Below are 443 nucleotides of genomic sequence, written 5' to 3'. Positions count from 1 at the left end.
GGAATGGTTGCGGAGGCAACGGGCTTACCAGCCAGTTTCGTAGGAGCGCTCGTCGGAGGCGGAAGTTTGAAGTCTGCGGTGAAGGCTTTTGAGAAAGCAACGATCAACAGTGCGATCTCGAAGGCGACGGGAATCCCTGAGTGGATGATCTCAAGCCAGATGGACAAGATGAACAAGCCTAAGGAACAATTCTATCAAACGAAAGAGTTTCAGATGGCGACGAGCGTGATCGCAGTCGTAGCTGCACCGTTTACGGGAGGAGCGAGTCTAGCGATCGCGATGGCAGTTAACGCAGGAATCGGAGCGGCGACTGGAGCAGCCGGAGGCGGATTGCAAGGAGCTGTAGTAGGTGCGGTCGGTGGAGCGGCCGGAGCGGCGGTAAGAAGTTTTACAGGCGGAGCCGTTACGGTAGGACTCAGTTACTCAAAAGAAGGCGGCTTTGG

The 443-nt window shown here is 56.0% G+C and carries 1 pseudogene; it reads left to right on the top strand.

The features are described from left to right. A pseudogene (locus JWG45_RS21405) lies at positions 1–443 on the top strand (hypothetical protein); the annotation flags it as partial.

The organism is Leptospira ainlahdjerensis, from assembly GCF_016919175.1.
Lineage (GTDB): Bacteria > Spirochaetota > Leptospiria > Leptospirales > Leptospiraceae > Leptospira > Leptospira ainlahdjerensis.
This window is presented reverse-complemented; position numbering and strand designations above follow the sequence as displayed.